This window comes from Streptomyces sp. GL_141 (assembly GCF_057834385.1).
Genome location: NZ_CM174402.1, coordinates 1,313,154 through 1,336,608, shown reverse-complemented (window position 1 = coordinate 1,336,608; position 23,455 = coordinate 1,313,154). Strand labels below are relative to the sequence as shown.

At 72.5% G+C, this 23,455-nt stretch carries 19 protein-coding genes and 1 pseudogene; 12 read left to right on the top strand and 8 right to left on the bottom strand.

Features of this window, described 5'->3' with window-relative positions:
- Nucleotides 1–67: 67 nt before the first annotated feature.
- The 3 genes and pseudogenes from AC3IX6_RS05825 to AC3IX6_RS05815 all read right to left on the bottom strand — a co-directional run bounded on the left by AC3IX6_RS05825 (nucleotide 68) and on the right by AC3IX6_RS05815 (nucleotide 2,959).
- The gene (locus AC3IX6_RS05825; protein ID WP_327308983.1) at nucleotides 68–412 is read right to left on the bottom strand and encodes a DoxX family protein; all 345 of its coding nucleotides are present in this window, start codon (nucleotides 410–412) and stop codon (nucleotides 68–70) included.
- Nucleotides 413–699: 287 nt separating this feature from the next.
- Nucleotides 700–1,863, bottom strand: a complete 1,164-nt coding sequence (locus AC3IX6_RS05820; protein WP_489369168.1) for an FUSC family protein — start codon at nucleotides 1,861–1,863, stop codon at nucleotides 700–702.
- 36 nt (nucleotides 1,864–1,899) lie between these two features.
- Nucleotides 1,900–2,959, bottom strand: a pseudogene (locus AC3IX6_RS05815) (inorganic phosphate transporter).
- Nucleotides 2,960–3,213: 254 nt separating this feature from the next.
- Between AC3IX6_RS05815 and AC3IX6_RS05810 the strand changes: the two are divergent.
- On the top strand, nucleotides 3,214–4,668 hold the full coding sequence (locus AC3IX6_RS05810; protein WP_489369167.1) for an MFS transporter: 1,455 nt from the start codon (nucleotides 3,214–3,216) through the stop codon (nucleotides 4,666–4,668).
- A 10-nt stretch (nucleotides 4,669–4,678) separates the two neighbouring features.
- Nucleotides 4,679–5,182 carry a MarR family winged helix-turn-helix transcriptional regulator gene (locus AC3IX6_RS05805; RefSeq protein WP_489369166.1) on the top strand — a complete coding sequence of 168 codons (504 nt, stop codon included), beginning with the start codon at nucleotides 4,679–4,681 and terminating at the stop codon, nucleotides 5,180–5,182.
- Nucleotides 5,183–5,233: 51 nt separating this feature from the next.
- Here the strand turns inward: AC3IX6_RS05805 and AC3IX6_RS05800 are convergent, their stop codons facing one another.
- Nucleotides 5,234–6,349: a right-handed parallel beta-helix repeat-containing protein gene (locus AC3IX6_RS05800; RefSeq protein ID WP_489369165.1), complete on the bottom strand. Its 1,116-nt coding sequence runs from the start codon at nucleotides 6,347–6,349 to the stop codon at nucleotides 5,234–5,236.
- Between the two features lie 407 nt (nucleotides 6,350–6,756).
- Here AC3IX6_RS05800 and AC3IX6_RS05795 point away from each other — a divergent pair, with 407 nt between their 5' ends.
- The 5 genes from AC3IX6_RS05795 (at nucleotide 6,757) to AC3IX6_RS05775 (ending at nucleotide 12,728) form a co-directional block, all read left to right on the top strand.
- The gene (locus AC3IX6_RS05795; RefSeq protein ID WP_489369164.1) at nucleotides 6,757–8,169 is read left to right on the top strand and encodes an NAD(P)/FAD-dependent oxidoreductase; all 1,413 of its coding nucleotides are present in this window, start codon (nucleotides 6,757–6,759) and stop codon (nucleotides 8,167–8,169) included.
- Between the two features lie 265 nt (nucleotides 8,170–8,434).
- Nucleotides 8,435–9,745: a cation:proton antiporter gene (locus AC3IX6_RS05790; RefSeq protein ID WP_489369163.1), complete on the top strand. Its 1,311-nt coding sequence runs from the start codon at nucleotides 8,435–8,437 to the stop codon at nucleotides 9,743–9,745.
- A gap of 63 nt (nucleotides 9,746–9,808) precedes the next feature.
- A complete protein-coding gene (locus AC3IX6_RS05785) occupies nucleotides 9,809–10,321 on the top strand; it encodes an O-acetyl-ADP-ribose deacetylase (RefSeq protein ID WP_489369162.1) in 513 nt (170 codons plus the stop codon).
- 62 nt (nucleotides 10,322–10,383) lie between these two features.
- Nucleotides 10,384–10,941 (top strand): TetR/AcrR family transcriptional regulator, encoded by a 558-nt coding sequence (locus AC3IX6_RS05780; protein WP_489369161.1) that lies wholly within the window; start codon nucleotides 10,384–10,386, stop codon nucleotides 10,939–10,941.
- Between the two features lie 71 nt (nucleotides 10,942–11,012).
- Nucleotides 11,013–12,728, top strand: a complete 1,716-nt coding sequence (locus AC3IX6_RS05775; protein WP_489369160.1) for an alpha/beta fold hydrolase — start codon at nucleotides 11,013–11,015, stop codon at nucleotides 12,726–12,728.
- Nucleotides 12,729–12,774: 46 nt separating this feature from the next.
- Here the strand turns inward: AC3IX6_RS05775 and AC3IX6_RS05770 are convergent, their stop codons facing one another.
- Nucleotides 12,775–13,263 carry an Lrp/AsnC family transcriptional regulator gene (locus AC3IX6_RS05770; RefSeq protein ID WP_489369159.1) on the bottom strand — a complete coding sequence of 163 codons (489 nt, stop codon included), beginning with the start codon at nucleotides 13,261–13,263 and terminating at the stop codon, nucleotides 12,775–12,777.
- 135 nt (nucleotides 13,264–13,398) lie between these two features.
- Between AC3IX6_RS05770 and AC3IX6_RS05765 the strand changes: the two genes are divergently transcribed.
- Both AC3IX6_RS05765 and AC3IX6_RS05760 read left to right on the top strand, forming a co-directional pair.
- Nucleotides 13,399–14,376 (top strand): DMT family transporter, encoded by a 978-nt coding sequence (locus AC3IX6_RS05765; RefSeq protein WP_489369158.1) that lies wholly within the window; start codon nucleotides 13,399–13,401, stop codon nucleotides 14,374–14,376.
- Complete coding sequence (locus tag AC3IX6_RS05760; RefSeq protein WP_489369157.1) at nucleotides 14,369–15,589, top strand: amino acid aminotransferase; 1,221 nt, start codon at nucleotides 14,369–14,371, stop codon at nucleotides 15,587–15,589. The genes AC3IX6_RS05765 and AC3IX6_RS05760 overlap by 8 nt, the downstream gene beginning before the upstream one ends.
- Before the next feature lie 13 nt (nucleotides 15,590–15,602).
- On the opposite strand, the gene AC3IX6_RS05755 is transcribed toward AC3IX6_RS05760, so the two are convergent.
- The 3 genes from AC3IX6_RS05755 to AC3IX6_RS05745 all read right to left on the bottom strand — a co-directional run bounded on the left by AC3IX6_RS05755 (nucleotide 15,603) and on the right by AC3IX6_RS05745 (nucleotide 18,386).
- Nucleotides 15,603–16,553 (bottom strand): MASE1 domain-containing protein, encoded by a 951-nt coding sequence (locus tag AC3IX6_RS05755; protein WP_489369156.1) that lies wholly within the window; start codon nucleotides 16,551–16,553, stop codon nucleotides 15,603–15,605.
- Between the two features lie 100 nt (nucleotides 16,554–16,653).
- Nucleotides 16,654–17,478, bottom strand: a complete 825-nt coding sequence (locus AC3IX6_RS05750; RefSeq protein ID WP_489369155.1) for a PP2C family protein-serine/threonine phosphatase — start codon at nucleotides 17,476–17,478, stop codon at nucleotides 16,654–16,656.
- 137 nt (nucleotides 17,479–17,615) lie between these two features.
- Nucleotides 17,616–18,386 (bottom strand): maleate cis-trans isomerase family protein, encoded by a 771-nt coding sequence (locus AC3IX6_RS05745; RefSeq protein WP_489369154.1) that lies wholly within the window; start codon nucleotides 18,384–18,386, stop codon nucleotides 17,616–17,618.
- Between the two features lie 175 nt (nucleotides 18,387–18,561).
- Here AC3IX6_RS05745 and recQ point away from each other — a divergent pair, with 175 nt between their 5' ends.
- From recQ to AC3IX6_RS05730, 3 genes are all read left to right on the top strand, one after another.
- Complete coding sequence (recQ, locus tag AC3IX6_RS05740; protein ID WP_489369153.1) at nucleotides 18,562–20,616, top strand: DNA helicase RecQ; 2,055 nt, start codon at nucleotides 18,562–18,564, stop codon at nucleotides 20,614–20,616.
- 130 nt (nucleotides 20,617–20,746) lie between these two features.
- A complete protein-coding gene (locus tag AC3IX6_RS05735) occupies nucleotides 20,747–22,798 on the top strand; it encodes a SpoIIE family protein phosphatase (protein WP_489369152.1) in 2,052 nt (683 codons plus the stop codon).
- A gap of 57 nt (nucleotides 22,799–22,855) precedes the next feature.
- Nucleotides 22,856–23,449, top strand: coding sequence for a GNAT family N-acetyltransferase (locus tag AC3IX6_RS05730; RefSeq protein WP_489369151.1), 594 nt, complete (start codon nucleotides 22,856–22,858; stop codon nucleotides 23,447–23,449).
- Nucleotides 23,450–23,455: the final 6 nt, after the last annotated feature.

The following is a 23,455-nucleotide window of genomic DNA, read 5'->3' as shown; positions in this document are numbered from 1 at the left end:
GCCTGAAGCCGTCCTGAAGACGGCCCCACCCGTCCGCGGACGGGTGGGACGCGTTGAGGAACGGCATTCAGGCGAAGGCCAGGGTGGCTGTGGCTACGACGGGTGCCAGGTACAGGACGGGGAACGCGACGGTCTTGTACGAGCGTGCCCGCAGGACCGTGACGATCGCGCCGAGGAAGTAGAGGATGAGGCCCGCCGCCGCGGCCCCACCGAGTACGGGCACCCCCAACCCCACCAGCAAACCCATCGCGCCGAGGAGCTTGAGGACCGCGAGGGCGGTCCACCACGAACGCGGCACCCCGTAGACCACCAGGGGCTCGACGACGAACGCGGCGCGCCTCAGCAGCGACACGCCGGAGAATCCCACCCACAGGGCGGTCAGGACGGTGACGACAACAGCGGTAGTGGACATTCGGGGCTCCCGGAGTGGTGAGGGTGACGCGGGCCGGCAGACCGTTTCTCTGCAGTCCCTCGCGGTGGGAGACCAGCACACCCCGCGCCCGCCGCACATCCCATTCCGGCGGGACACCATGGGACACCTAAAGCCCCGCTGACCAGTACAGACGACGCTTCAACTCATACCGCGCCGCTGGGACGAAACACATCGACAGGTCCACACCGCACAGGCCGGCCGACCAACCTGACCTGACCTGCCCTGCCGAAAGTTTCTGACCGCTTCCTCAAGTTACGGGACAGCCTTTACCCGAAAGCGGCCTTGTGGGGGCCGAGGGAGGGGTCCAGTTCGTGGAGCATCTTCCGGGCGTCCTCCAGGATCCCGGCGGTGCACAGGACCCGCCAGTCCGCGTAGGCGGGGGACTGCACCAGTGCGGTTCGCAGGAAGCCGGTCTCGGCCTCGCCGAGGAGGGCCGCCAGGCGGGCCCGTGCCTCGGGCGGCGGGGCGTCCTCCCGTACGTGGACGCCGGCCAGGCCGCCCAGCATCGCGGCGAGCGCGGCCAGTACCCCGTCCAGCCCGGCCGGGGCGTCGGCCCGCAGGGGCAGCAGGGGTTCCTCGTGCTGCGCCCAGTGCAGGGCGGGCGGGCGGCCTTCGCGGAAGGTCAGGTCGTACAGGCCGCGGGTGATCCCCCGGACCTGGTTCCCGACGTGGTCGAGGCACTGGGTGGCTTCGGCGAGCCGGTCCAGGCGGGGCCGCGCGAACCGGCCGCGCGGGCTCCAGCGGATCGCGTCCTCGGCCTCGCGGACGGCCCGGCGCACCGCGTCGAGCTCCCTGGACAGGGAGCGGGCCCGCCGGACCCAGTCCCCGGTGCGCGCGGCCCAGCCGTCCTCGGCCAGGCCGTGGGCGATCTCGGTGAGCAGCGCGGCCATCTGCCGGTTCAGGCGGGCCAGTTCCTCACCGGCGCGGCGGGTGAAACCGGGGGCGGGCAGCGCGAGGCCGACGCACGTGCCGACGAGCACGCCGACGACGTTGTCCTCCAGCCGGGCGGCCCCGTACCCGAAGCTGGTGGCGGCGCCCATCACGAGCACGGCGGTGAGCGCGATCTGGTGCATCTGCGAACCGAGGTTCATCACGCGTCCCGCGTACATGCCGACCAGCACCACGAGGACGACGCTCACCGTGTTCGTGCCGATCGACGCGGTGGCCGCCACACCGAGCAGGAAGCCGAAGAGGATGCCGGCCGCCCGCTGCAGGCTCTTGCGTGCGGTGGCGAAGGGCGTGGTCTGCGTGGCCAGGATGGCGCCGACGGGGGCCAGCGAGGCCGAGTCGGAGTGCAGCAGCACGGAGGCGATCCACCAGGCGAGTCCCGCCGAGATCGCCGCGCGCACGACCATGCTTCCGTCGCCGAAGCCGGCGGTCATCCGGGACCGCAGGCCCTCCGCCGCCACCGTGCCGTCCGTTTCCTTCACCTCGGGGACCTTACGTGAGGAGATGCGGACCGGGGCTCAGGCGGCCGCAGTCGTGGTGGCAGGGGAACCGGCCGTGGCGGCGGCCGGCTCCGGCGCGACGCTCCGCGCGGTGACCGCCGTACGGCGGGACCGGGCCCAGAAGGCGAGCGTCGCGCACAACAGCAGGGCGGCCGTGGTGTCCTGGCCCCAGGCGCCCTGCTCCGTGAGCAGGACGGCCAGGGCGGCGACGAGCCCCGCCGCGGGCAGCGTGAGGACCCAGGAGACGAGCATGGCCCGCACGGTCGTCCGGCTCAGGACCCCGCCGGGGGTGGCGAGCCCGGCCCCGGCGACGCTGCCGGTGACGGCGTGCGTGGTCGACACCGCGAAGCCCAGGTGCGAGGAGGCCAGCAGGACGGCCGCCGCGCTCGTCTGGGCCACGCAGCCCTGCCGCGGGCCGAGCCGGGTCAGGCCCGTGCCGAGCGTGCGGATGATCCGCCAGCCGCCCGTGTAGGTACCCAGGGCCATGGTGAGCCCCGCGGTCACGATGACCCACAGCGGGGGAGCGGACCCCGCGGGCAGGGAGCCCGTGGTGACCAGCGTCAGCGTGATCACGCCCATGGTCTTCTGCCCGTCGCCGGTGCCGTGCGCCAGGGACACCAGGGCGGCCGCGAGCACCTGCCCGGCGCGCGCACCGCGGCGCCACGAGCCCGCCGATCAGCGGAGACAGCGCGGCGGGGATGAGGATCTTGCCGACCACGGCCGTCCCGTTGACCCCCTGGAGGCCCACCGAGGCGACGGTGGCGCCGATCAGCCCGCCCACGAGGGCGTGCGAGGAACTGCTGGGAATTCCGAGCAGCCAGGTCGCCGGATTCCACAGGACGGCCCCCGTCAGGGCGGCGAGGATGACCGGCGGACGCATTCCGGCGTGTTCGTCGATGATGCCCCCGGAGATCGTCTTGGCGACCGCCACCGAAACGAACGCACCGGCGAGGTTGCACACCGCGGACATGGCCACGGCGATCTTGGGGCGCAGGGCGCCGGTGGCGATGGCGATGGCGGTGGCCACGGCGTTCGCCGTGTCGTGGAACCCGTTGGTGAAGTCGAAGAGCAGGGCCACGGCGCCGGATCGGCCTCCACGGTGAACGGAAAACGAATAAGACGGCGTTAAGTATAGGGAGCCAAAAATGCCGGGAAAATCCGTAAAGAATTCCGCCGCGAATTACCGGTCCGGTCGTGGTGGAAGCGGCGTCCCGGCCTTATGGCCCCCGCCGGGCGGGTCTTTCCGCCTTTTCTTCGGCGGTAGATGCATCGGTGCCCGATGTAATCTTCGTGTGTGGGGGATCCGGCACGGCCGGCACGAAAGGAGCCCTCATGTCCCTCCCCTTCGCCCCCGCCCTTCTCGTACGGGAACGGCCCCGGCCCGCCTGGGTGCGCTCGCGCACCGGCGCCTGGCGGCTGGCTGTGGCCACCGTGTGCTTCGGCGCCTTCATGGGCCAGTTCGACGCCAGCATCGTGACGATGACCTATCCCGGGGTACGGGCCGAGTTCGGGGTTCCCCTCGCGGGCGTCGAATGGGTCTCGCTGGCCTATCTGCTCACCCTCGTGGCCCTGTTGGTGCCCGTGGGCCGGCTCTCCGACGCCCACGGCCGCAAACTCTCCTACCTCTACGGCTTCGCGCTCTTCACCGCAGCTTCCGCGGCCTGCGGCCTCGCCCCGACCCTCATCGCCCTCATCGGATTCCGGGTGGTGCAGGCGGTGGGCGCGGCCATGCTCCAGGCCAACAGCGTCGCCCTGGTGAAGACCAGCACGCCCGCCGCACGGCTGCGGACCGCGCTCGGCGTCCAGGCCGCCGCCCAGGCCGTCGGGCTGGCGCTCGGCCCCACCGTGGGGGCCGCCCTCGTGGCCGGGCTCGGCTGGCGCTGGACGTACTGGATCAACGTGCCCGTCGGGCTGATCGCCCTGGCCGCCGGGCACTACCTGCTCCCGCGCACCCGCGACCGGGCCCCCGTACGCCGCTTCGACCGGGCCGGAGTCCTGTGGCTCGCCACCGCCACCGCCGCCCTGCTGGTCGCCCTCAGTTCCCTGTCGGGGCTGCACGTGCCGCCCTGGACCGGTCCGGCCGCCTGCGCGGTGGCCCTCGGGGCCACCGCCGCCCTCGTCCGGCAGGAGCGGCGGGCCCCCGCACCCCTGATCGGCCCCGCGCTGCTGAAGACCCCCGGGATCCGGGGCGGGCTCGCGGCGGCGCTGTGCGGCTACCTCGTCCTGTTCGGCCCCCTGGTGCTGGTCCCCGTACTCCTCCTCGGGTCCGGGCACGGTGTGCTCGTCGCCGGAACGGCCCTCACCGCGCTGCCCCCCGGGTTCGCGCTCGGCGCGGTGGGCGGTGACCGGGCGCTGCCCGCCGCCGTCACCGACCGGGCGCGCTGCCTGTACGGAGCGGCGCTGACCGGGTGCGCCCTGGCCGCCCTGCTCTTCCTGCCCCCCGCACCCGTACCGCTCGCCTGCGCGCTCGGCGTACTCGGCCTCGGACTCGGCCTGTTCGCCCCCGCCAACAACGCCCTGGTGATGCGCGCGGTGCCGAAGGACGCTCCCGGCACCGGCGGCGGCCTGATCAACATGGCCCGCGGGCTCGGTACCGCGATCGGCGTCGCCCTCGTCACCCTGGCCCTGCACACGGGCGGCGCCGGCGGACGCCTCGCGGTGCTGATCCTGCTGGCCGCGACCGTCGCCATGGCCGTTGCGATGGCCGTCCCGGGCTCCGGGAGGGGCCCGGGAGCCGTCCCGGCCCCGGCCGCCGCGTACCCGGCCGCCGCGGCGGAGCGCGAGTAGCGTGGTGGGCATGGCACCCATGCCGGGCACGCCCGGCGCCCCGGACGCGCGGCCCGGCGCGGACTCGCCCGAAGCCCGCGAGCTGACCGCCGCCGTCACCCGGCTGCGCCGGGCCCTGCGCGCCTCGATCCGTGCGGAGTACCCCTGGGAGCAGCTCCCCATGGCCCAGGTGGAACTGCTCCAGGTCTGCGTCGAACACTCCCCGGTCCGCGTCAGCGAACTCGCGACCCGTCAGCGCCTCGCGCAGTCCACGGTGAGCGGACTCGTCGCCACCATGGCCACGAACGGGCTGGTCACGCGCGAGGTGGACAGCGAGGACCGGCGCGCCGCCGCCGTCAGCGCCACCGACGCCGGCCGGCTGCGACTGGCCGCCTGGACGCGCGCCCACGAACGCCGCCTGGAGCACGCGCTGACGGGCCTGCCCGACGCCGACCGCGCGGCGCTCCGCGCGGCCCTGCCGGCGCTCACCCGCCTCGCCGCCCGCCTGGAGGAGGCGGACGGCAAGGGTGCGTAGCGGGGGAGGGGTGGGCAGGGGTGGACGCGACGCGGCCCGGGCCGGAAGCCGCTACGGGTTCACGGTCGCCGTGGCGGTGAAGCCGCAGCACTCGAAGGTCTGTACCGGCGCGCCCGAGGTCTGCGTGATCTTCACGCCGTCGAGCACCGCGTCCGTGTCGACCGCCGACGCGATGACCGCGACACCGTGCACCCCGCCCGTGATCCGGTCCTTCCGGACCGTGAACGAACCGTCCTGGAGGGCGATTCCGACGTACGAGTTCCGCCGGAGGTCGTTGTTGGCGATGGTGAGACCCGTACCGGCGGCGTAGATGCCCACCTGGTTGCCGACGATCCGGTTGTGCTCCATGACGGTGCCGGGCGCGTCGGCGACGATGCCCGCGTGCTGGAACTCGTTGAAGAAGTCGGGGCCGCAGCCCGGGTCGGGTTCCCGGCACTCGTTGTCGCTGATGGTGTTCTTGACGACACGGCCGACCGCGCCCGCCACGAACTCGATGCCGTCGGTCGACAGGGTCGGGTGCCCGGTGACGGTGCTGCGCTCGATGGTGGCGGTGGACCCCTCGTTGAGGACGATCACGCCCCCACCCTGGTAGCCGGTGATCTTGGTGTCGCGGATGGTCGCCGAACCCGTACCGGTCGGCAGGTCGCCGATGAGGACGGCGTTCGCGCTGCGGAAGCAGCCCGCGGCCGGGGTGTCGGTGATGTGGGTGACGGCGGCGTGCCGGAGGTCGAGGCTCGCACCCCCGAGCACGCGGATGCCGGCGCCGAGCGCGCCGCTGTCGCAGGTGCCGGAGCCCGGCCCGCTGACGGAGAGCTTGGACAGCGAGACGGACGCGCCGTTGTGGATCTCGACGATCGAGTTGGCGCCGTCGTCGCCGGGGGTCAGCGTCTGCGGGGCCTTGATCGTCGTCTTCCCGTCGCCGGACCCGGTGATCGACACGTTCTTGCCGATCACCACCTGCTCGCGGTAGACGCCCGGCCGGACGGTGATCCGGTCACCGGGGGCGGCGGCGTCGACCGCTGCCTGGATCGTCGGATGGTCCCGGGGGACCACGAGGTCCGGTGACCCGCTCGCCGACGCCGATGCCGACACCAGCGGACAGACGGCGAGGGCCGTGACGACGCAGAGGCCCAGCCGGGCGGCCGTCCTGATCAAGGGGATTGCCATGGGGGTTTCGCTCCCGCGGGGTGTGCGCACCGTGGATCCGGGGGGTCCCCGGGACCCGTCGGCCGGATGCCCCGGCCGCGCTGCAAACCTAGGGACGGCTGTGATCACAACCCCCTCCCGGCCGCCCGACACGGTCCGGTTTCCCCCTGCCGGCCCAGTGCCGGGAGCGGTCCGGCGGGCCTCCGGGCCCGAACCCACGGTGTTCGTGTCAATGGCGGCGGCGTGCGCCCCGGATTTCTCCTCGCGGGATGAATCCCCTGACTCGATCCGTATATCCGGCCGATCAAAGCGACATGAATTCCCGATGTAACTTCTGCCCCGACGGAACGCGAGTGGCACTTCGGATAGGCGGCACTACCACCTTTGATGAAGAAGCTTGCGCTGCCGACTGTTCCATGGATTGACTGTTGATCGACGCCCATTCGGCGTTATTGAGTCGAGCCATTCGAAGAGGGGTTGGAATGACCGTGGACTTTGATGTGATCGTAGTGGGGGGCGGCCCGGGCGGCTCCACCACCGCTTCGTATCTCGCCAAGGCCGGGCTTTCGGTGGCGGTGTTCGAGAGCGAGATCTTTCCCCGGCCGCACGTCGGTGAGTCGCTGGTCCCGGCCACCACGCGCGTTCTGCTGGAGACCGGCGCGATGGCGGAGATCGAGGCGGCCGGCTTCCCCAAGAAGTACGGAGCCTCGTGGACGACCCCGGACACGTACCGGAAGGTCCACGCGGCCCCCCTGGCGCTGGATTTCGACGGCCTGGATTTCGACGGCCATGCCGAGGTCGCCTTCGGCGAGCGCGCGCAGGAGGGGGTCGACCGGATCTTCACCTACCACGTCGACCGCGGGAAGTTCGACCTCATCCTGCTCAAGAACGCCGAGTCCTTGGGCGCGAAGGTGTTCCAGAACGTCCGCGTGCAGAAGGTCGATTTCGACGACCCGGACAAGGTGACCGTGACCGTCGGCATGGGCCCCCGTTCCGTGGACTTCACTTCGCGCGTCGTGGTCGACGCGTCGGGTCGCAGCACGTTTCTCGGCCGGCAGCAGAAGCTGAAGGTGCCGGACCCGCACTTCAACCAGTACGCCATCCACACCTGGTTCGAGGGCCTCGACCGGAAGGCGCTTGCCAAGTCGCCCAAGGAAATCGACAACATTCACGTCCATTTCCTTCCGATCGGCGACACCTGGGTCTGGCAAATACCGATCACGGACACCATCACGAGCATCGGGGTGGTGACCCAGAAGAAGAATTTCGGGAATCTCAACGCGGACCGCGAGGAGTTCTTCTGGGAATTCGTCAACTCGCGGCCGGACCTCGCGGAAGAGCTGAAGAAGTGTGAGCGGGTACGGCCGTTCAAGGCCGAGGGCGACTACAGCTATTCGATGGACCGGGTCAGCGGAGACCGCTTCGTCATGGTCGGAGACGCGGCCCGCTTCGTCGACCCCATCTTCTCCAGTGGTGTCGGCATCGCCATGAACACGGCCCGGCTGGCGTGCGAGGACATCGTCGCGGCCTTCAAGGCCGACCGCTACGACGCCGAACAGTTCGCCGAGTACGCTCGCCTCCAGAAGATCGGAACGCGGAACTGGTACGAGTTCATCTCGATCTACTACCGGCTGAATCTCCTCTTCGGAGTCTTCGTGCAGCACCCGAGGTTCCGGCTGGACGTACTACAGCTCCTCCAGGGCGACATGTACGAGGAGCACCCCAGGGCCCTGACCGCCATGCGGGCGGTCATCAATGAGGTGGAGAGCGACCCGAAGCACGTCTGGCATCCCTTCCTGGGAACCATCCGGGCGTCGGAGCCTGGTACCGCGGGTCTCTGAGGCCGAACCGGCCGGGCGGCGAGGAGTGCGATCCGGCCGGGCGGTGAGGAGGCCGAGCCGGCCCGTCACGTAGCCAACGAGGCTCCGGTCGAACGGGGTGAGCTTCCCAAGTCGCCCTGAACCACCGGAGCTTCGACGTGCGTGCTTCGACGTGCGTGCTTCGACGTGCCGTACACGACAAGTTGTGAGGAGTCTTCGTGATGATCAGTTGCTCTGTCTCTCCGTTCGTGGGACGCGATGAGCCGCATGCGCCCGGAGAGCAGCGGTGACCGAGTCACAGGCCGTCCACCTCTTCCTGGGCCTGGCCGTGATCCTGGGTCTGGCACGGGCGATGGGGGCACTGGCGCGCAGATTCGGTCAGCCCGCGGTGATCGGAGAGATCCTCACCGGGGTACTGCTGGGGCCCACCCTGTTCGGCAGCCAGCTCTCCGGAGTCGTCTTCCCCACCGAGGTGCGGCCCCTGCTCAACGCACTCGCCGGAGTGGGCGTCGCGCTCTTCATGTTCGTCGTCGGCAGTGAGCTCGACCTCGGCATCCTGCGGGGCGGGGGACGAGTCACCCTGTGGACGTCCCTCTGCTCGACCCTGCTGCCGCTGGTGATGGGCGCCGCACTGGCGTGGACGCTGATGTCCTCGCATCACGAAGGCTCGTCCGTCGGCTTCGTGATGTTCTTCTCGGTCGCGATGTCCGTGACGGCGTTTCCCGTATTGGCGCGGATCATCGCCGACCGCAAACTGGCCCACACCCGGATCGGCGCCACCGCCCTGGCCTGCGCCGCCATCACCGACCTGCTCGCCTGGACGCTGCTCGCCGTGGTGGTGGCCATCGCCACGGGCGAGCGCTTCGACTGGCGGCTGGCGCTGCTGCTGCCGTACGTGGCGCTGATGGTCGCCGTGGTCCGCCCGCTGCTCCGCCGGGCGGCCCGCGGGGTCTCGGAGGACGAGCCGGGCGGCCGGGCCGGCAACCGGAACTTCCTCGCCCTCGTGCTCGGTGGGCTCCTGGTTTCGGCCGCCTTCACCGAATGGCTGGGGCTGCACTACATCTTCGGCGCGTTCCTGTTCGGTGCCGTACTGCCGCGGGGAACCGACGGCACGCTCCGCGACGGGGTGCTGCAACGGGTCGAACCGCTGTGCGGTCTGCTCCTGCTGCCCGTGTACTTCGTCCTGTCCGGCCTGAAGGTCGATCTCTCCGGCCTGAACGCATCCGACCTCGGCCAGCTGGCCGCCATCCTGGCCGTGGCCGTGACCGGGAAGTTCGCCGGCGCGTACGTCGGCGCCCGCATCGGAGGGCTGGACGGCCGCCACGCGGCTGCGCTCGGCGCCCTGCTGAACACGCGCGGACTCACCGAACTGGTCGTGCTCGGCGTGGGTCTGGAGCTCGGCCTCCTGGACGCGAAGCTGTACTCGCTGATGGTGGTGATGGCGGTGACGACCACGGCACTCACCGGGCCGCTGCTGAGCCGCATCCTTCCCACCGCGACGGCGGCCGGGGCCGCTCCCGCCAGTGCCCCGACCCGGCCGGAGCCGCGTACCCCTCCCGCGCGGAAGGCCGATGCCACCGAGACCACAGCGCGCTGATTTCGATGGAAGCGGGCGTCGAGGAGTCGATACCCTGCACCACCTGCGAAGGAAGGGAATCCGATGCCGCGCATCACGCTCGTTCTGGGTGACATCACGGCCGAGGAGGCCGACGCGGTGGTCAACGCCGCGAACTCCTCGCTCCTCGGCGGCGGAGGGGTCGACGGAGCCATCCACCGCCGCGGCGGCCCGGAGATCCTGGCCGCCTGCGAGGACCTGCGCCGCTCCCACTACGGCAAGGGCCTCCCGACGGGCCGGGCGGTCGCCACCACGGCCGGCCGGCTCCCCGCGGAGCACGTGATCCACACGGTCGGCCCGGTCTGGTCCCGCGACGAGGACCGCTCCGAGCTGCTGGCCTCCTGCTACCGGGAGTCGCTGCGGGTCGCCGACGGGCTGGGAGCCCGTAGCGTCGCCTTCCCCGCGATCTCCACCGGCATCTACGGCTGGCCGATGGACGACGGGGCGCGGATCGCGGTGGAGACCGTACGGGAGGCCCGGACCGAGGTGGAGGAGGTGCGGTTCGTCCTCTTCGACGAGCGGGCCTACGCGGCCTTCGCGGCGGCGGTGGATGCCTGACCGGCCCGGCCGGACCGTGAGGGGCGATTGAAAGAATATGTAGATCGGTCTAGTATCGCGCCATGGGACAGAAGGGTGCCGAGACGCGCGACCGACTGCTGGACGCGACGCAGGAGCTGATCGAGGCCGGCGGATACTTCGGCGCCGGGCTCAACCAAGTGATCGCGGCCAGTGGCGCGCCCCGCGGCTCCCTCTACTTCCACTTCCCCGGCGGCAAGGACCAGCTGGTCGGCGAATCCGTCCGGCGGGCCGGCGGAATGATCGGCGAATCCCTCGGGGGGCTGGCCGACTCCAGTGGGTCCGTGGCGGAGTTCGTCGACGGGATGCTGCGGCACCTGGGCGACCGGCTGGAGGAGTCGGACTGGCGCAAGGGATGTCCGGTGGCCACCGTGGCGCTGGAGATGGCCGCCACCAACGATCCGCTGCACGAGGCGTGCTCGGAGGTCTACGCCTCGTGGCAGGAGGCCCTGCACGCACAACTGGTGGGCCGTCCGGACGCCGACGACCTCGCCGTCACGATCCTGGCCCTGGTGGAGGGTGCACTCCTGCTGGCCCGGGCGCACCGCAGCAGGGGGCCGCTGGACAGCGTCTCCCGCCAGATCGGCACCCTGCTGACCTGAGACGGCCCGCCGCGACCGGCGGGCTTCTTTTTGACCTCAAAATATGTAGACCGATCTATTCAAGGAGTCTCATGGACGCGATCGTCTTCGGCGCGACCGGCTTCATCGGCCGCTCGCTCGTCGCCGAACTGCTCACCCGGGGGCAGCGGGTGGCGGCAGCCGTGCGCAACGACACCCTCACCCCCTGGCTGACCTCCCAGGGCGTCGACACCCGCGGGCTGGACATCGTCGCCGCCGACATCACGGAGCCGCTCTCAGGGCTGCCCGAGGTGCGCGACGTCTACAACACCGCCGGCCGCTTCGCCTTCGGCCTCGGCGAGCGGGAGGCGCGGGCGACCAACGTCACCGGGGCGCTCCACGTGCTCGAATGGGCCGCCGGGCTGCCCGGACTGCGGCGGCTGGTGCACATCAGCGGGTACCGGGTGAGCGGGTCCGAGGGCCGCCCCGACTGCGCCGGGCTGGGCGCGTACGAGGCATCGAAGGTCGAAGGCGATCTCGCGGTGCGCGCCCGGGCCCGCGAGTTGGGGGTCCCGCTGACCATCGCGAACCCGAGCACCGTGATCGGGCCGGGCCAGTACATCGGCCTGGCCTCCCTCGTCGAGGACCTGTGGAACGGCCGGCTTCCCGCCCTGCCCGGCGGCCCCGACACCTTCCTGCCGGTCACCACGATCGACTACTTCGTACGGTTCCTCGCGGAGGTTCCCGCATCGCCCGCGGGGGAGCACTACTGGGTGCTCGACGACAGCACCCCGCTCCTGCCCGGGCTGATCGGTACGATCGCCGACCACACCGGCGTACGGGCACCTCGGCGGACCGTTCCCGCCGGTCTGCTGCGGCGCCTGCCGCGCAAGCTGACCGGCGCCGACCCCGAGACCCTGGCGTTCCTGTCCACCGACCGCTACCCGACGGCCTCCGCCCGCGCCTTCGCGGCGAGCGCCGGCCTGGAGATGCCCCCGGCCGCCGAAGCCCTGCGCGGGTGGGCCGACGACCTCGTGGCCGCCCGGTTCGGCGCCGCATCGCCCTGGCTGAGACCGTACGGCTTCCGCGACGTGGCGGGCGGCCGTACCTGGGTGAGCGGAGAGCGGCACCGCCCCGACCACGTCCTGCTGCACGGACTGCCGATGAACGCCGACCTCTGGGCGCCCCTCGCCGCCCACCTCCCCGGCCCGGTCCTGGCCCCCGACCTGCCGGGCCTGGGCCGCTCGGCCGCCACGGATCGGCCGGTGGACGCCTGGCTGGCCGACCTGCTGGGCCCGGTGCGGACCCGTCCCACGTTGGTCGCACACTCCCTGGCCTGCGGACCCGCGCTGCGCTTCGCCGTCGATCACCCGGACCGCATCGGCGGACTCGTGCTCATCTCCCCGGCGTTCCTGCAGGCACCCGCTCCCCGGCTCGCCCGCTCGGGCCTGGCCGCGGCGCTGATGCGCCGCATGTCCGCGGCCCGGCTGGCCCGGACGCTCGGTGTCCCCGAGGGGCCGGAGGTGGAGAGCGCCGCGGCGGACCTGCGCCGTCGCGGCGTGGCGCACCGCGTGGTCGCGGCCGTGCGTACCGACGTCTCCGGACGACGGCGGTCGCGGGCGCTGCTGGACCGGGTGACCGTCCCGGTCCGGATCGTCGTGGGCTCGGCCGATCCGCTGGTCGAGGCCGTCGGCCACCCGGTGGCCGAGATCGACGGGGCCGGGCACTACCCCCAGCTCACCCACCCCGCCCAGGTCGCCCGCCACCTCGCCGCAGCCTCCGCCTCCGCCCGATCGGCGGGTGACCGGCCGGGCCCCGTGAGCGGGTGAGTCCCGTGAGCGGGTGACCGGGCGAGCGGGCAGTCCCGGGACCGGCTCAGGAGGCCGGTGCCCGCCTCGACGTGCCCGGGGCGGGCCGCGGGTACGTCCGGGACTGCTTGACGCTGCCGTACGCGAAGCTCGACTCGATCGAGGCGATACCGGGGATCGCGTGGATCCGGTGGCGCACCAGGGCTTCGTAGGCTTCGAGGTCTTCGATGACGACACGGAGCAGGTAGTCGCTGCTTCCCGCCATCAGGTAGCAGTCCTGGATGTGCTCGATGACCGCGACGTGCTCTTCGAACAGCCTCACCGCTTCCGCCGTGTGCCGTTCGAGGCGGATCCGGACGAACACGGTGACCGGGAGTCCGAAGGCGACCTGGTCGACCATGGCGGTGTAGCCGCGGATGAGGCCCGCTTCCTCCAGGCGCCGAACCCGGCGCAGACAGGGCGACGGGGAGAGCCGGACGCGGTCGGCGAGATCCTGGTTGGACAGGCGCCCGTCGGCCTGCAATTCCCTGATGATTTGCAGATCGACTGCATCCACGGCCGCTCCTTGGCAGATTCTGCCCCAAACGTATGTCTGAGAGGCAGAACTGGCAATCGACTGCCCCGCCCGAAGCTCTAGCGTTGCCCTCGAACGGGCCGGACCGGTCCGCTCTCAGAGGCTGGAGCAATTTCCTTGGTCGCGACGAACACCACCCCGGCGACCGCGCCTCCCGACGCGGCGGGCCCGAAGGCCGGACACCCCGGCCGCTTCGGGCTCTCCCCGCAAGCCGAGGGCATGCTGGCCCTCCTGCTGACCGTGGCGATCTGGGCGGCCTTCGCGCTCAGCGCCCGCGCCCTGAGCACCTCCTCCCTCCTGCCGGCCGACGCGGCCCTGCTGCGGTTCGGCGTCCCCCTCCTCGTCCTGCTCCCGGCCTTGTGGCGGCGCCGCCGCCGCATCGCCGCGGTGCGGCCGGGCGTCGCACTCAAGATCGTCTGCGGTGCGGGGGTGCCCTTCTTCCTGGCGGCGATGCACGGCGGTGCGCTGACCTCCGCGGCCTTCGTCGGGTCGATCGTCCCCGGGATGGTCCCCCTGTTCGTCTCCGGGATCATGGTCCGCCGCGGCCACGGGGTTCCCCGGGGAACGCAGGCGGCCGGGCTCGCGCTGATCGCGTCCGGTGTGGTCGCCCTCGTCTGGCGGCACGTCGTTCCGGTGGACACGGACGTACTCGCCGGGACCGGCACGCTCCTGGTGGCCAGCGGACTGTGGGCCCTCTACACGGTGGGACTGCGCGAGGTGGACCTCGATCCCGTCGGATCGATCGGCCTGCTGTGCCTGCCCTCCTTCGCGGTGATCGGAGTCCTGGTCCTGACGGGAGCGCTCCCGACGGGCATCGCGCACGCCGCGGGCAGCGACATCCTGCTGTTCCTGGTGGTGCAGGGCCTCGGAGTCGGCCTGTGCGCGGGCCTGCTGTACGCCTTCGCCATCCGCAGGCTGGGCGCCGAGCGCAGTTCCGTCGTCGGCAGCCTCAGCCCCGTCGCCGTCGTCCTGCTCGCCGTCCCCCTGCTCGGTGAGTCTCCGAGCCTCGCCGTGCTCATCGGCGTACCCCTCATCACCTCCGGCGTCGTCCTCGCCAACCGCCGCCCCCGATCCGAGGTTCCCGCAGATGCTTGAGCTCCTCCCGCCGCCGCCCACCGACCCGCTGTGGGACCTGACCTACGAGTTCGGCGCCGACGACCGGCCCGAACGCCTGAACCTCGTCCTCGGCGTCTACCGGGACGAGACGGGAACCACGCCCGTCATGGCCGCCGTGCGCGAGGCCGAGATCCGCCTGGCACAGCGCTCGGAGTCCAAGGAGTACCGCGGGCTCTCCGGCAACGCCGCCTTCAACCGCTCCCTGCTGGACCTCGTCCTGGGCCCCGGCCCGGGCGGACCGGCCGACCGGGCCGCGGCCGTCCAGACCGTCGCGGGCTCCGGCGCGCTGCGGCTGCTGGCCGACCTGATCTGGCGGACCCGCCCGGGCGCCACGGTGTGGGTCAGCGATCCGGCCTACGTCAACCACCGGCCCATCCTGGAGGCCGCCGGGCTGAAAGTCCGTCCGTACGGCTGGCGCGACGCCGAGGGCGGCTTCGACACGGCCGGCGTGCTGCGGGAACTGCGGGACGCCCGGCGGGACGACGTCGTCCTGCTCCAGGGCTGCTGCCACAACCCCACGGGCGTGGACCCGCTCCTCGACGACTGGGAGGCCCTGGCCGAGTCGGCCGTCCGCGGCGGCTGGGTGCCCTTCGTCGACCTCGCCTATCACGGGCTCGGCGACGGCCTGGAGGCCGACCTGCTGGCCACGCGGATGCTGGCGGCGCGCGTGCCGGAAATGCTGATCGCGGTCAGCTGCTCCAAGAACTTCGGCCTCTACAGCGACCGCGTCGGCTGCGCGATCGTTCTCGGCGCCTCCGCCCAGGCCGTGCGGCACGCCGAGACGGCCTTGCAGAACGCTGCCCGGACGCTGTACTCGATGCCGCCCGAGCACGGCGCGGCCGTCGTGACCACGATCCTGGAGGACGAGGTCCTACGGGCCGCCTGGCGGGCGGAACTGGACGTCATGCGGGGCCGGATCATGGCCAACCGGGCCGACCTGGCAGCCCACTTGAGCGCGCTGGGCCGTGCGGAACAGGCGCGGTCGCTGGCCCGGCAGAAGGGGATGTTCTCCATGCTGCCGCTCACGCCGCAGCAGATGCTCCGGCTGCGCCGCCGGCACGCCATCTACGGCACCACCTCGGGGCGGATCAACATCGCGGGAATCCCGGCGCACCGGATCCCCTGCCTCGCCCGGGGCATCGCGGCGGTCCTCGACCCGGCGGACGGACCCCGGGCGGTCCTGCCGGCCTAGGGGGTGTCCTCGGTCAGTCCTTCGGCGGGGCCAGTCGGGCCACCACGTCGGCCAGGTCCTCGCAGACCTCCTCGATCTTCAGGCGGACGTTGTCCTGCTCGGTGACGAGGGCCGCCAGCAGCAGCGCGGTCAGGGCGGCCGCCCCGTTGAGCGCCTGGAGGTTGACCATGACCTCGAAGAGGGTGTGGCCGGCGAAGGGCCCGGTGCGGTCGGTGGCCGCCGTGATCGCGATGACGGACACGAGCAGGGCGCACGGGGCGCTGCCGGGGAGCCGGAAGCGGACCGCGGCCCAGATCAGCAGGGGAAAGACGAGGAAGAGCAGGGACAGGGAGCTGCGGGTGGCCGTGAGGGTGACGGCGGCGACCGTGACCGCCAGAGCCGCCGCCTCGGCCGCCCGGGACGGGTCCCGGGGCAGCCGGGGGGTCCGGCGCATGACCAGCAGCAGCGGGGTCACCAGGAGGATGCCCATCGTGTCGCCGGCCCACCAGGCCGACCACACCGGCCAGAAGCTCGGCAGCGGCAGGTCGCCGGTGAGCACGAGCGTCCAGGTCCCGGTGGTGGAGCTGATCAGCATCGGCACCAGACCACCGAGGAAGACCAGCGCCAGCCCGTCCCGCAGCCGGTCCAGTGCGGGGTGGAAGTCCACCCGGCGCAGCAGCGCGTAGGCGCACAGCGGAGCGAGGGTGTTGCCCGCGATGATGCCGATGTCGACGAGATCGAACGCACTGATCCGCTCGATGGCGAGGTAGGTCCCGAGCGCGATGCCCGGCCAGATCCGGGGCCCGAACCACAGCAGGCAGGCGAGGGCGATGCCGGTGGGCAGCCACAGGGGTGTGACCACCGCCCCGTCGACACCGACGTGCAGCAGCAGGCCGAGCCGACCGGTCGCGTAGTAGGCGACGGCGACCCCGAGGATCCGAAGGAGGGCTTCGGCCGGACGTCGCCATTCCACGGTGCGCACCACTGCATCAGACAACGGCCCGGGCGCCCCGGCAGGGCGTGACACGCGAGGACGGGCGGCCGGTTGCGGGCGTGGGGCGGGGACGGACAGGGACGGGGACGGGTCAGCGTGGTGCGGCCGCGTCGTGGCTGAGGACGAGCACCGCGGCGTCGTCGGCGTGGCCGGTGAAGTCGGTCACCTTCATCACCTCGGCGGCCAGCTCGTCGGGATCGGCCCCCGCCCCGTCCCCGGCGATCCGGGCCACGTGCTCCAGCCCCACCTCGATCGGGAACGACGGCCCTTCGACCACCCCGTCGGTGACCAGGACGAGGGAGCCCGCCTCCGTCAGCCTCCGGCGGGTCACCGGGTACCGGGCCCCGGAGACCGTGCCCAGCGGCGGACCGCCGGCGTCCTCGGCGATGCCGTACCGGCCGTCGACGGTGGCCCAGACGGTGGGGACGTGGCCGGCCCGGGCCGTCTGGAGCTCCCACGTACGCGGATCGAAGCGGAGCAGGCTGCAGGTCGCGAACAGCTCGCTGTCCAGCGAGAGCAGCACGTCATTGGCCTGGCTCAGCACCTCGCCGGGATCGAGGACGACGGCGGCCACGGCGCGCAGGCACACCCGGACCTGCCCCATGAAGGCGGTGGCCGCCACATCGTGCCCCTGGACGTCGCCGATGGAGAAGGCGAGGGCCCCACCCGCCACCCGGAAGCCGTCGTACCAGTCGCCGCCGATGTCCAGGCCGCGCCGGGCGGGCGCGTACCGGGCCGCGGTCCTCAGCCCCGGCAGTACGGGCAGGGAGGCGGGCAGCAGCTCGCGCTGCAGGGCCTCGGCCAGCTCCACCCGGGCCTGCTGCAGCTCCGCTCCCGCCCGCGCCTGGGCGGTGAGCCGGCCCAGCATGCTCAGCAGATCCGCGCTGGCGGGCCGGGCGGGCCGGCGCGGGGTCACGGACCGCTCCGCGATACGTCCATGTGCCTCTGCTTCCGCTGCGCGAAAGACCCGGGCTCATCATATTTCGGCCGGCCGCACGGCGCGCATGCGGCCGGCGAGGTTCCGGAGGATCCCGGGGGCTCTCGGGGCGGCGCTCAGGGCGTGGAGAACAGCCGGCCGTAGTCCGTGACGGGGGTGGTCGGGGTGGCCGCCGCGCGCAGGGCCGCCCAGAGGAGGGTCTGGTTCGCGGTCAGGACCGGGCGCCCCAGGGTGGCCTCCAGGGCCGCGATCGCCCCGACGGCGCGGAAGCCGTTCCCGCCGATCACGACCGCGTCCGCGGTGTCGGGGACGTGCGAGGCCACCCAGTCGTGCAGAGCCCGCGGCCCGATGAGGGTCTGCCCGCTGGGAAGGCCGCAGGGGGCGGCGTACGGGACCTCGAACCCGGCGTCCTCGTAGTACCCGCGGCCCAGGTCGCTCAGCGTCTCGTCGAACCACGGCGGGTCCACGAGGGCGAGCCGGCCGGCCTTCAGCGCCCGCAGCGCCTCGGCGGTGGCGGCGCAGGTGGCGACCACGGGAAGCCCGTGGGTGCGCTCGCGCAGCCGGTCCAGCATGTACCCCTCCCCGCGCGGGCCGATGACGTAGGCGGAGCTGGTGAAGGCGTAGGCGATCACCGACACCGGGGCGGCCGCCAGCAGCTCGGCGGCATCGTCCACGTGCGGCGGCTCGGCGAAGGCCCGTACGGGGGCGAGCGGAATGGTGGGGTCCATCGCGCCGCCGCGCCCCATCGCGCGGAACGGCACCCGCGCGGCGTGCACGCCCACGTCGGCCGGAGCCATGGCGCGCAGCTCCGACTCGGGGCCGACATCGGCGTGGGGGGTGAGGACGCCGAGGCGGACGCGCACGTCCCACCCGTCGGGCTGCCACATCGCGTGTTCCTCTCGGAGGCCGGGAGATACGGGAGGTCTTCCACTGTGTCACCGGTCGGGCCGTCGAGGGGCCCGGCCGCGCCGCCGCGTGCGGAGCCGTGGCGTACCTCCCGGATATCCACAGGGTCGAGGGGATCCGGGCGGATGTGTCCGAGGAGGTCGCTAGGCTTCTGGGATGACCCCTTCGGAAGCAGCCGTCGAGATCCCCGACGCCCAGCAGGTGCTCCACCGCGTCTTCGGGTACGACTCGTTCCGCGGCGAGCAGCAGCAGATCATCGAGCACGTGGCTGGCGGCGGCGACGCGCTGGTGCTGATGCCCACCGGCGGCGGCAAATCGCTCTGCTACCAGATCCCGGCGCTGGTCAGAGCGGGCACCGGAGTGGTGATCTCCCCACTGATCGCCCTGATGCAGGACCAGGTCGACGCCCTCAACGCGCTCGGAGTGCGGGCCGGGTTCCTCAATTCGACGCAGCTGTCCGACGACCGGCGCGCGGTCGAGCAGGCCTTCCTCGCCGGCGAGCTCGACCTGCTCTACCTGGCACCCGAGCGGCTGCGCACCGAAGGGACGCAGCGGCTGCTCGACCGGGGCACGGTCTCGCTCTTCGCCATCGACGAAGCACACTGCGTCGCCCAGTGGGGCCACGATTTCCGGCCCGACTACCTCGCGCTGTCCATGCTGCACGAGCGCTGGCCGAAGGTGCCCCGGATCGCGCTCACCGCGACGGCCACCGAGGCCACGCACGCCGAGATCGCGGCGCGCCTCGGCCTGGAGGAAGCCCGCCACTTCGTGGCCGGCTTCGACCGGCCCAACATCCAGTACCGGATCGTGGCGAAGAACAACCCGGTCAAGCAGCTGCTGGAGCTGATCCGCACCGAGCACCCCGGCGACGCCGGGGTCGTCTACTGCCTCTCGCGGGCCTCGGTGGAGAAGACGGCGGCCGCCCTGGTCGAGCAGGGCATCGACGCCGTGCCCTACCACGCGGGCATGGACTCCCGGACGCGCGCGGCGAACCAGTCGAAGTTCCTCCGCGAGGACGGGGTCGTGGTGGTGGCCACGATCGCGTTCGGCATGGGCATCGACAAGCCGGACGTGCGCTTCGTGGCCCACCTGGACCTGCCCAAATCGGTCGAGGGCTACTACCAGGAGACCGGCCGCGCCGGCCGCGACGGGGAGCCCGCCACGGCCTGGCTCGCGTACGGGCTCCAGGACGTGGTCCAGCAGCGCAAGATGATCGAGGGCTCCGAGGGCGACGAAGCGCACCGCCGCGCGCTGGCCGGACACCTGGAGGCGATGCTCGCCCTGTGCGAGACGGTCGGCTGCCGCCGGGTGCGGCTGCTGGCGTACTTCGGACAGACCGGTGCCCCGGACTGCGGGAACTGCGACACCTGCCTGACCCCGGCCGAGTCCTGGGACGGGACGGTCGCGGCACAGAAGCTGCTGTCCACGGTGTGGCGGCTGGCCAAGGAGCGCCGGCAGAAGTTCGGCGCCGGCCAGATCATCGACATCCTGCAGGGCAAGAAGACGGCCAAGGTCATCCAGTTCGACCACGACGGGCTCTCGGTGTTCGGCATCGGGGCGGACCTGGGCACCAACGAATGGCGCGGGGTCGTACGGCAGCTGCTGGCGCTCGGACTGCTGGCCGTGGAAGGCGACTACGGCACCCTGGTGCTGACCGAGGCCAGCGGCGAGGTGCTCGGCGGGCGCCGGAGCGTCCCGATGCGCAAGGAGACGGCGCCGCCCGCCGGTTCCTCCCGCAGGGAGTCCGGCGGATCGCGCTCCGGGAAGGGCGGCCGGGTACCGGTCGACCTGCCGGCGGCCGCCGTGCCGGTGTTCGAGTCCCTCCGCGCGTGGCGCGCCGAGACCGCGCGGGAGCAGGGCGTGCCGGCGTACGTCGTCTTCCACGACGCGACGCTGCGGGAGATCGCGACCCAGCTGCCCGGGACGGTCGCGGAGCTGGGCACGATCAGCGGTGTCGGCGAGGCGAAGCTCGCCAAGTACGCCGAAGGCATCCTGCGGACCCTGGGCGGCGCGCAGCCCGAGCCGGGCGCGGGGGAGACCGCAGCCGCCCCGGCGGCACCCGCCCGGGCCGCCGCGGCCACCCCGGCTCCGGCCGCACGGGCCGCCGCTGGCGCCGTGCCCGCGCAGTCCACGCCGGCCCCACGGGCGGAGGAGTCGCTCTTCGGCCCGGAGGACGAGGACATCGACCCGCCCTGGGACGACTGGGAGTAACGGACGGACCCTGCGGGTGGGTGGGGGACACGCCCCGCAGGGCCTGGCCGACCCGACGCAGCGCCGGTCAGTGCAGCCTCGGCTAGGGTGAATCGGTAGGAACAGGGCCCCCTGGGGTGAGGTCGGCGCATTGGACACGTACCAGGAGACGAGCGAGGTACCGGACCAGCCGGTGGCTGCTGTCGGGTACGCGGGCGTCCTGAGCGAGCTGCTGCCGATCGCCCTGTGGCGCGAGGACGCCGACGGGCTCGTCGTCGAGTGGTCGCTGGCCGCCCAGGACCTGCTGGGCCACCGCCCCGAGGACATCCTCGGCCGGCCGGGCTCCGACGTGCTCGTCCCCGACGCCAACCACGCGCTCGCCGACCAGCTGACCCGCCGGGTCCAGGCCGGGGAGACGGTCGTCGGCACCCTTCCCGTGCGCCACCGCGACGGGCACCAGGTCCCGATGGAGATGTGGATCCTGCCCTCGCCCGATCCGCAGGGGCGCACCGGTTCCATGCTGATCGCCGTGGAGACCTCCGAGGTCCTGCGGATGCGCGATTCGCTCGCCGCGCTGCAGAGCCTGTTCACCCAGTCGCCGATCGGCCTCGGCACCCTCGGCCCCGACCTGCGCTTCCTGCGCGTCAACGACGCCCTCGCCCGGATGAACGGGGTGTCCGCCGCCGAGCACGTCGGCAAACGGCTCACCGAGGTCGTGCCCGGGGTCAACGCCTCCGCGCTCGAACGGCTCATGCGCAAGGTGCTGGAGTGCGGCTCCGCCGTCGTGGACGTCCGCCGCACCGGCCGCACCCCCGCCGACCCCGACCACGACCGGACCTGGTCCTGCTCCTACGCCCCGCTGCTGGACGGATCCGGGCGGCGGCTCGGCCTGATCGCCTCCCTCATCGACATCACCGACGGGCAGCGCGCCCAGGCGGAGGCGGAGCGGGCGCGCAGCCGGTTCGCCCTGCTCTCCGAGGCCGGTACCCGCATCGGCACCACGCTGGACCTGGGGCAGACGGCCCAGGAGATCGTGGAGGTGCTGGTACCGCAGCTCGCGGACTCGGCCGACGTACAGCTGCTGGAAGCCGTACTGGACCCGGACGAGGCCGGGGCCTCGACGCGAGGCGTGCTGCGCCGCCTGGCCTCCCTCTTCCCGGACCCGGGAGCACCCACCGCCAAACTGACCGCCGGGCAGACCTTCCAGATCCCGGCGGGCACCGCCTACGAGCAGGTCATCACCGAAGGCGTGGCGATGAACCTCTTCACCGCCGACATCCCGGCCCTGATCAAGGACCCGCGCGCGTCCGCGCTGCGCGCGTACCTGGCCACCCTCGGCTGTGCCCGCATGGTCCCGCTGGTGGCCCGCGGGAGGGTGCTCGGGGTGGTCGTGGTGACCCGGGTGCGCGGGCGCGAGGTCTTCGACCACGAGGACTGCGTGCTGATCGACGAGGTGGTGGCCCGGGCGGCCCTGAACATCGACAACGCCCGGATGTACACCACCCAGCGCGCGGCGGCCCTGACGCTCCAGCGCAGCCTCACCAACAACGTGCTCCCCGAGGTCGCCGGCCTGGAGCTGACCGGCCGCTACCTGCCGGCCAGCGACCACGACGTCGGCGGGGACTGGTTCGACGTGATCGAGCTGCCGGACGGCCGGACCGGCCTGGTGATCGGCGACGTGATGGGCCACGGCATCCACGCGGCGGCGGTCATGGGCCAGCTGCGCACGGCGGTACGGACCCTGGCGCGGCATCAGGTGACCCCGGAGCAGATGCTCCGTTCGCTGGACGCCGTGGTGGCCGACCTCGGCGAGGACGAGATGGCCACGTGCGTCTACGCCGTCCACGACCCGGTGACGGGAGCGTGCGTCATCGCCCGGGCCGGGCACCCGCCGCCGGCCGTGGTCACGGCCGCCGGGGCCGTGACCTTCCTGGACGGCCCGCCGGGAACCCCGCTCGGCACGGGCGGGCGGGAGTTCCGCACGCAGGAGGTCCGGCTCGAGCCGGGCAGCCTGCTGGTGCTCTACACGGACGGCCTCATCGAGTCCCGGGACCGGGACCTGGACGAGGGCATGGAGGGGCTGGCGGGCGCCCTGAGGGGCGCGGGAGAGCCGCTGGAGGCCCTGTGCGACACGATCCTGGAACGTCTCCTCCCGGAGGCCCCGCAGGACGACGTGGCGGTGCTGCTGGCCCGCATGCGGTGATTGCTCTAGAGCAATAGTGACTTGTCTCTAGCGCAAACTGGGATTATCTTTTCCGCCATGTCTGCCAAGTCGCCTTCCCCCGTCGTCCTGACCGGCCGCCACGTCCGCCTGGAGCCGCTGACCAGGAGCCATCTCCCCGACCTGTACGAGGCCGGCGGCCGCGACGAGGAGGTCTGGCGCTGGCAGGGCGGCCCCGCGCCCCGGACCCAGGAGGAGCTGGGCGCCGTGCTCGACACCGTGCTCGAGGGCGACTACCTCCCCTTCGCCGTCATCCACCTCGCGAGCGGCAAGGCCGTCGGCTGGACCACGTACCTCGACATCAGCCCGGAGGACGAACGCCTGGAGATCGGCTGGACCTGGTACGGGCGCGCGTACTGGCGCAGCGCCGTCAACACCGAGTCCAAGCTGCTCCTGCTCACCCACGCCTTCGAGGACCTCGGCATGGGCCGGGTCCAGCTCAAGACCGACCACCTCAACACCCGCTCCCAGGCCGCGATCGCCCGCCTCGGAGCGCAGCGCGAGGGCGTCCTGCGCCGCCACCGCCGCCGCCCGGACGGCACCTGGCGCGACAGCGTGTACTTCTCCCTGCTCGCCGAAGAATGGCCGGAGGCGAAGGCCCGGCTGGCCGCCCGGCTCCAGAGCCTGTCGTAGGGCGCG